Annotated in this window: 6 protein-coding genes and 1 pseudogene; 3 read left to right on the top strand and 4 right to left on the bottom strand. The window is 69.2% G+C overall.

Features of this window, described 5'->3' with window-relative positions:
• The 4 genes and pseudogenes from RIF68_RS21380 to RIF68_RS21365 form a co-directional block, all read right to left on the bottom strand.
• Nucleotides 1–128 (bottom strand): annotated as a pseudogene (locus RIF68_RS21380) (biotin/lipoyl-containing protein); the annotation flags it as partial.
• Nucleotides 129–145: 17 nt separating this feature from the next.
• The gene (gene aceE / locus RIF68_RS21375) at nt 146–2,827 is read right to left on the bottom strand and encodes a pyruvate dehydrogenase (acetyl-transferring), homodimeric type (RefSeq protein WP_309052898.1); all 2,682 of its coding nucleotides are present in this window, start codon (nt 2,825–2,827) and stop codon (nt 146–148) included.
• A gap of 325 nt (nt 2,828–3,152) precedes the next feature.
• Nucleotides 3,153–3,851, bottom strand: a complete 699-nt coding sequence (locus RIF68_RS21370; protein ID WP_076681956.1) for a DsbA family protein — start codon at nt 3,849–3,851, stop codon at nt 3,153–3,155.
• Nucleotides 3,848–4,519, bottom strand: coding sequence for a GntR family transcriptional regulator (locus RIF68_RS21365; RefSeq protein WP_076681958.1), 672 nt, complete (start codon nt 4,517–4,519; stop codon nt 3,848–3,850). Before RIF68_RS21365 ends, RIF68_RS21370 begins: the two co-directional genes overlap by 4 nt.
• A 289-nt stretch (nt 4,520–4,808) precedes the next feature.
• Between RIF68_RS21365 and RIF68_RS21360 the strand changes: the two genes are divergently transcribed.
• The 3 genes from RIF68_RS21360 to RIF68_RS21350 all read left to right on the top strand — a co-directional run.
• Nucleotides 4,809–5,963 carry an aminotransferase class I/II-fold pyridoxal phosphate-dependent enzyme gene (locus RIF68_RS21360; protein WP_076681960.1) on the top strand — a complete coding sequence of 385 codons (1,155 nt, stop codon included), beginning with the start codon at nt 4,809–4,811 and terminating at the stop codon, nt 5,961–5,963.
• On the top strand, nt 5,953–6,465 hold the full coding sequence (locus RIF68_RS21355) for a DUF6190 family protein (protein ID WP_309052897.1): 513 nt from the start codon (nt 5,953–5,955) through the stop codon (nt 6,463–6,465). The genes RIF68_RS21360 and RIF68_RS21355 overlap by 11 nt, the downstream gene beginning before the upstream one ends.
• Nucleotides 6,452–7,078: dihydrodipicolinate synthase family protein (locus RIF68_RS21350; protein ID WP_309052896.1), on the top strand; the 627-nt coding region annotated here is incomplete at its 3' end. The genes RIF68_RS21355 and RIF68_RS21350, both read left to right, overlap by 14 nt.

Here is a 7,078-nt window from a genome sequence, read left to right as displayed (position 1 = left end):
TCGGTGTCGACCTTGTCCGTCGAGACCTCAAGGAGGGGCTCGTCGGCCGCGACCTCCTCGCCGACCTCCTTCAGCCAGCGGGTGACGGTGCCCTCGGTGACGGACTCACCGAGCGCGGGCAGGGTGATGACCTCGTCGGGCATGCTCATGCCTCCACTCCGTAGCGCACGGTGGCCTGCCGTACCGTCTCCTGCTTGACCTCGCCGCGCCGGGCGAGGGTGGCGAGGGCGGCGACCACGAGGGAGGGGGCGTCCACGCCGAAGTGACGGCGGACGTTGTCCCGGCTGTCGGAGAGCCCGTACCCGTCGGTGCCGATGGACATCCAGTCCTGTTCCACCCAGGGACTGATCTGGTCGGGCACCGCCCGCATCCAGTCGCTCACGGCGATCACCGGCCCCGGAGCGCCGGCGAGCGCACGCGTGATGTAGGGGACCCGATCCCCCGAGCCCTCGCCCGTGGTGGCCGCGCGCAGGTTCTCCGCCTCCGCGTCCAGCGCCTCGCGGCGCAGCTCCGTCCAGGACGGGGCGGACCACACGTCGGCCGCGACGCCCCAGTCCTCGCTCAGGAGGCTTTGGGCCTCCAGGACCCAGTGGATGGCGGTGCCGGAGGCGAGGAGTTGGATGCGCGGCGCGTCGGCGGCCGCGTCCGTGGCCTCCTGGTAGCGGTAGAGGCCGCGCAGGATGCCCTCTTCCACGCCCTCGCCGGACGGCATGGGCGGCTGGAGCTTCGTCTCGTTGTAGACGGTGAGGTAGTAGAAGACGTCCTCGGCGTCCGGGCCGTACATGCGGCGCAGCCCCTCGCGGACGATGACGGCCACCTCGTACGCGAACGCGGGGTCATAGCTGACCGCGGCCGGGTTGGTGGAGGCGATCAGATGTGAGTGCCCGTCGGCGTGCTGGAGCCCCTCGCCCGTCATCGTGGTGCGGCCCGCCGTCGCTCCGATGACGAAGCCGCGGCCCAACTGGTCGCCCAGCGCCCAGAACTGATCGGCCGTGCGCTGCCAGCCGAACATCGAGTAGAAGATGTAGAAGGGGATCATCGGCTCGGCGTGTGTCGCGTACGAGGTCGCCGCCGCCGTCAGGGAGGCCAGCGATCCCGCCTCCGTGATGCCCTCGTTGAGGATCTGCCCGTCCTTGGACTCCTTGTAGTAGAGGAGCTGGTCACGGTCGACGGGGTCATAGGTCTGGCCCACGGGGGAATAGATCCCGGCGGAGGGGAACAGCGATTCCATGCCGAAGGTGCGGGCCTCGTCGGGGACGATCGGCACCCACCGCCTGCCGGTCTCCTTGTCCCGCATCAGGTCCTTCACCAGCCGGACGAACGCCATCGTCGTCGCGATCTCCTGGCTGCCCGAGCCCTTCTTCAGCGCGTCGAAGGGCTTCGTGGACGGCAGCGGCAGCGGCTTCTGGACGATCTTGCGCGCCGGTGCCGGGCCGCCGAGCGCGGCGCGACGCTCCTGGAGGTACCTGACCTCGGGGGAATCCGCTCCGGGGTGCCAGTAGGGCACCAGGGTGTCGTCCAGCGCCTTGTCGGGGATGGGGAGATCGAGCAGGTCCCGCATGGCGCGGAACTCCTTGCCCGAGAGCTTCTTCATCTGGTGGTTGGCGTTGCGCGACTCGAAGCCGGGGCCAAGGGTCCAGCCCTTGACCGTCTGGACCAGGACGACCGTCGGAGCGCCCTTGTGTTCCAGGGCAGCCCGGTAGGCGGCGTGGACCTTGCGCGGCTCGTGGCCGGCCCGCGAGGTGCCGACGATCTCTTCGAGACGGGCGTCGCTCAGGCGGTCGGCGAGCGGGGCGAGGGCGGGGTCCGCGGCGAGGAACCGCTCGCGGATGTAGGCGCCGTCGCGTGCGGCGAAGGTCTGGAACTGGCCGTCGGGGACACTCCCGAGCCTGCGGACCAGGGCACCGTCGGTGTCCTGGGCGAGCAGGTCGTCCCACTCCTGTCCCCACAGGGACTTGACCACGTTCCAGCCGGCCGCGCGGAACTGCCGTTCCAGTTCCTGCACGATCTTGAAGTTGCCGCGTACGGGGCCGTCGAGGCGCTGGAGGTTGCAGTTGATGACGAAGGTGAGGTTGTCGAGACCCTCCCGCGCGGCCAGCGCGAGTGCCGCGGTCGACTCGGGTTCGTCCATCTCGCCGTCGCCCAGGAACGCCCACACGTGGGAGTGCGAGGTGTCCTTGATGCCGCGGTCGGCGAGGTAACGGTTGAAGCGCGCCTGGTAGATCGCCGACAGCGGGCCGAGGCCCATCGAGACGGTCGGGAACTCCCACAGCCAGGGGAGACGGCGCGGGTGGGGGTAGGAGGGCAGACCGTCGCCTCCCGCCTCCTGGCGGAAGCGGTCCAACTGGTCCTCGCTCAAGCGGCCGTCGAGGAAGGCGCGTGCGTAGACGCCGGGGGAGGCATGCCCCTGGACGTAGAGCTGGTCACCGGAGCCGTCCGCCTGCTTGCCGCGGAAGAAGTGCTGGAAGCCCACCTCGTAGAGCCAGGCCGCCGAGGCGAAGGTGGCCATGTGTCCGCCGAGGCCGCCGCGCTGGTTGCCCCGCGTCACCATCGCGGCCGCGTTCCAGCGGTTCCACGCGGTGATCTTCCGCTCCATCTCCTCGTCGCCCGGGTAGGGCGGTTCGGCGGCGGTGGGGATGGTGTTGACGTAGGGCGTTTCCAGGAACGGCGGAAGGTCGATTCCGGTGCGCCGCGCGTGCTCGTTGACGCGCTGCAGAAGCTGTACGGCCCGCTGCGGGCCGCCGAAGCCGACGGCCGCGTCGAGGGACTGGCACCATTCGGCGACTTCGGACGGGTCCTTGTCGGGCAGTTGGTCGAGCTGGGACACGGGTGATCCCCTTTCACTTTCCTGGATAAGGAGTCGGGGCCGCCACGGTTCGTCGTGGCAGCCCGGTGAGGGGGCCGGATTACGGGTGGTCCGGCCGATGGGTGGAGGCGGCGACGCGCTCTCTGCTGACGCGGCTTCCGCATCCCGCGCTGTTACGAGGTACAGCATTTCGTGATGCGGAAGACCGTTTCCGGGATTCAAAACGTAGGAGCCGTCGATAGGTACGGTCAACACTTACTGATAAGTAATGAGCGATGATCGATCATTTCTCACGATGCGAGACCGTGGCGGATCAGCGACGATCCGGGGGCGGGCGGCTCCCACGTCAGTCGGCGGCGCGGCGGAGCAACTCCTCATAGACCAGGGGGTCGTTCCCCGTCACCTCCGGGAACCCGGTCCCGTACTTGCCGTGCCAACGGGCCGTCACACCGGGGTTGGCGCAGTCTGAGGCATCGGGCAGATACAGGTGCGGACTGCATTGGACCCGGTGCTCCCGGGCGCACACGAAGTCCCGCGTGATCGCGTGGCGCGCTCGCCCGTCGTCCAGGCCTTCGGCGACCAGGGCCGCGTCGACCCCCTCCGTCTCCTCGGCCACCTCCAGCACCACGGCGCGCGCTCCGATGGACCGGCTCTGGGCCCAGAAGGCGCGGCGCAGCGCGAGGTCGAGCCGTTCGGAGGCCTCCAGGCCCTGCTTCTTGGCGAGTTGGACGGCTTCCAGCGCCGGCAGCGAGGAGGAGGGGAACTTCCAGTCCGCCGCCCGCCACATCTGCCAGCCGGCGTCCGGCTCGATGTGCGCCACCCCGCCGACCTCGGAGTCCGTGCCCGGCCGGGGGCTCGGCCCGTTGTTGAACAGCTCCAGCGGGAAGGCCCGGTGGTCGAAGCGGACCCGGCCCTGGAGGCCGAGCCTGGCCCGCGTCGTGTGCAGGCGGTACAGCGCCACGTGGGCGAAAGAGCACCAAATGTCGGAGAACACGGTGATGGTGCCCGTCGCGACCTGATCGCGCGGGTGCGGAGTGGTGGTCATGGCATTCCTATCGGTTTGTGTGCGTATTCCAGGACGTGCAGTTCGAGCATGCGTCCCACGTAGGGGTCCTGGCGTCGGAAGGCGTCCACGATGGCGATGTGGTCCTCGGCGTTCTCGTGCAGTTGCGTGCGCAGCCACTTCAGGGAGAGGCGGGTCCACAGCTCGATGGCCAGGGACTCCCAGTTGCGCAGCAGCACCTCATTGCCGGCGGACCGGACGATCTCCCGGTGGAACTCGACCGCGCAGTGGATCTGGAGGTCGGTGTCACCGTCCCGCGCCGCCTGGTGCAGCAGGTCCAGATGCGGCTCCAGCTCCGACACGTCCCCGCCGAGCCGGCGCACCGCCAACTGGCCGGCGAGGCGCTCCAGGGCGGCGCGTACCGGATAGACCGAGGCGAGGTAGTCCGGGGTCAGCTCACGTACACGGGCACCCCTGTTGGGCAGAACGTCCACGAGCTGCATGGCCTGAAGGTCGCGCAGCGCCTCTCGCACCGGGCCATGGCTGACGTCGAGCTCCTGGGCGATGTGCCGCTCGATGATGCGGTCGCCGGGGCGCCAGCGGCCGTTGAGCAGGCCGTCGAGGAGGGTGCGCCGCACCTGTTCGCTCAGGGGGACGCGTTTCAACGAGACGACGGGCGCCGGGGCTTCGGGGACTTGCTCACCTGGCATGAGGACTCCGGTCGGAACTGGTCTGGGGTGGGCGAAGGGTTGAGCGATGATCGATCATCGTCTAACGTACGCCACGGTGGTCACGCCGCACCAGGTTCAAAACCCTCTGAGGTAAACCCTGTTGCGGACACGCCGGGTGCGGGCCCGGCTCCTCCCCGCGGATGACGCGCGTTTCCGAGCAGACCTCGACCGCCCTTCCCGACGCCGACGCCTTCGAACGGACCCGGCCGCCGTGCCGTGCGGGCACGCCCCGGCTCCGTCCGCGTCGCCCTCCTCCTCAAGGAATCCTGTGACCGAGCACCTTCTCGACCTCACCCAGCACGAGATCCAGGCACTGAAGACCCGGTTCAACCTCGCCGACGCCCACACGCACCAGCAGCAGTCCCCTGGCCAGCGCGAGATCGTCCAGGCGCTGCCCGCCCTCTGGTACGAGGCCGAGGAGAGCCGCCAGGCGGACCTGGAGGACCGCTTCAAGGAGGTCTTCTTCCGGCTGCACGGCCAGAACAGCGTCCGTGCGGAGAGCACGATGCTCTCCTACGCGGCCTCCATCTCCACCCTGGTCGCGGGCATGTACCTGCGACGCAACGAGATCAGCGTCAGCCTCGTCGAGCCCTGCTTCGACAACCTGCCCGACGTCCTGCGCAACGTCGGCGTCCACCCGGTGCCGATCCCTGAGGACACCCTGCACGACGCCGACCGCATCTACGACCGCCTCGCCGAGGCCGTCACCACCGACGCGCTCTTCCTGGTGGACCCCAACAACCCCACCGGCTTCTCGCTGCTCAGCCACGGCCGGAAGGGCTTCGAGGAAGTCATCCGCTACTGCGTCGACCACGACAAGCTCTTCGTCGTCGACCTCTGCTTCGCGGCCTTCGCCCTCGCCGACCCGCGCTTCGGCCGCTTCGACCTCTACCAACTCCTCGACACCTCGGGGGTGCGCTACATAGCCCTGGAGGACACCGGCAAGACCTGGCCGCTGCAGGATGCCAAGTGCGCCCTGCTCACGTGCAGCCGGGACCTGCACGAGGACGTCTACAACATCCACACCAGCGTCCTGCTCGACGTCTCGCCGTTCGTCCTGAACTTCCTCGCTCGCTACGTCGAGGACTCCATCGAGGACGGCATGGCCTCGGTGCGCGACGTCATCACCCGCAACCGCGAGACCGCCCTGAAGACCTTGGAGGGCAGCCTTCTCGAGCACCTGGAGCCCACGGTCAACGTCAGCGTGGCGTGGTTCCGCATCACCGACGACACGATCAAGGCGAGCGAGCTCCAGGCGCACCTGACCGCGTATGAGGTCTACGTGCTGCCCGGCACCTACTTCTACTGGAACGAGCCGGAGCGCGGCGAACGCTACGTCCGCATCGCGCTCGCCCGGGACCCGCAGGAGTTCGCGCAGTCCCTCACCCGCCTGCGCGAGGCGGTGGACAGCTATGGCGCGTGACGTCTATGTCGACGCGACGCTGTTCATGGGGATGCACAGCGTCGATCCGGCGGTGCGCGCCTCCTGCGTCGCGTTCTTCGCCGAACACCTGCACCAACCGATCGTGATGACCTACGAGGAAGTCGGCCGGTGCGACGACCTCGTGTGGAGTTATCCGCGCCAGGAGCAGGACGCCTACTACCCCTTCATGGACGTGCTGCACTCGATAATGCCGATCAGTCGGCGGGCTTACACTTGCGCCGACTGGCAGGCGTTGGCCCAACTGCCCGCCCGGGCCGATGGCCTGGAGCTGCGCGAACGGATGCTGCTGGCGTCCGTGCTGGCCGGCGAGGGCGAACTGGTCACCATCAATCCCCGCCTCACCGCCCTCGCCGCCGACGGGATGCCCGTGAGCACCCCGCTGCGGGCCGGCGCCTCGGTGCGCTTCGAGGACGCCGACGACGTACTCGACACTCTCTACCGCACGTCCCTGACCCTGGAGGTCGACCATGCCGCCGTCTGAAGCCCCCGCCGACCCGTTCGCCGCCGTGGAGCGGCTGAAGCGACTCAGCGGCGTGGTGGTGCCACTGGTCACACCAGTCGACGAGCAGCGCAAGGTGTGCGCGTCGAGCGTCGCCCGGCTGATGACCGACCTGCGGGGCAGGGTCACGGGATACATGCCGGCGCTCAGTACCGGCGAGGGGTGGAAACTCTCCCTCAAGCAGTGGATCGACATCGTGCACCTGACCGTCGAGCACGCCGACGGCGCTCCGGTTCTCGCCGGGGTCGAGGTCGGACGGCCCGCCGGCATCCTGGCGCGGGCCGCGCTCGCCGAGGCCCTGGGCGCCGACGCGATCGTGGTGCCGCCGCCGTTCCCGGCCTCTGGCACCCCCCGCCCCACACTGGTCGAGCACTTCCGCGAGATCATCGCCAAGAGCCCGCTGCCCGTCTTCGTCTACCACGAGAACGCGGTCTCCAAGATGGACCTCGACGTGGCCGCGCTGCGCGAGGTGTGCGCCCTGCCGGGCGTCATCGGCGTCAAGGAGTCCAGCGGCGACGCGCAGTTCACCAAGGAACTGCTGGCCGAGGCGGTGCCGGTGCCGGTCTTCCAGGGCTGGGAGCACCAGATCGCCGAC

This window comes from Streptomyces sp., from assembly GCF_031178505.1.
GTDB classification, from domain to species: Bacteria; Actinomycetota; Actinomycetes; order Streptomycetales; family Streptomycetaceae; genus Streptomyces; species Streptomyces gulbargensis.
Note: the sequence above shows the minus strand (reverse complement) of the source record. Positions and strands in the feature narration are given on the sequence as shown.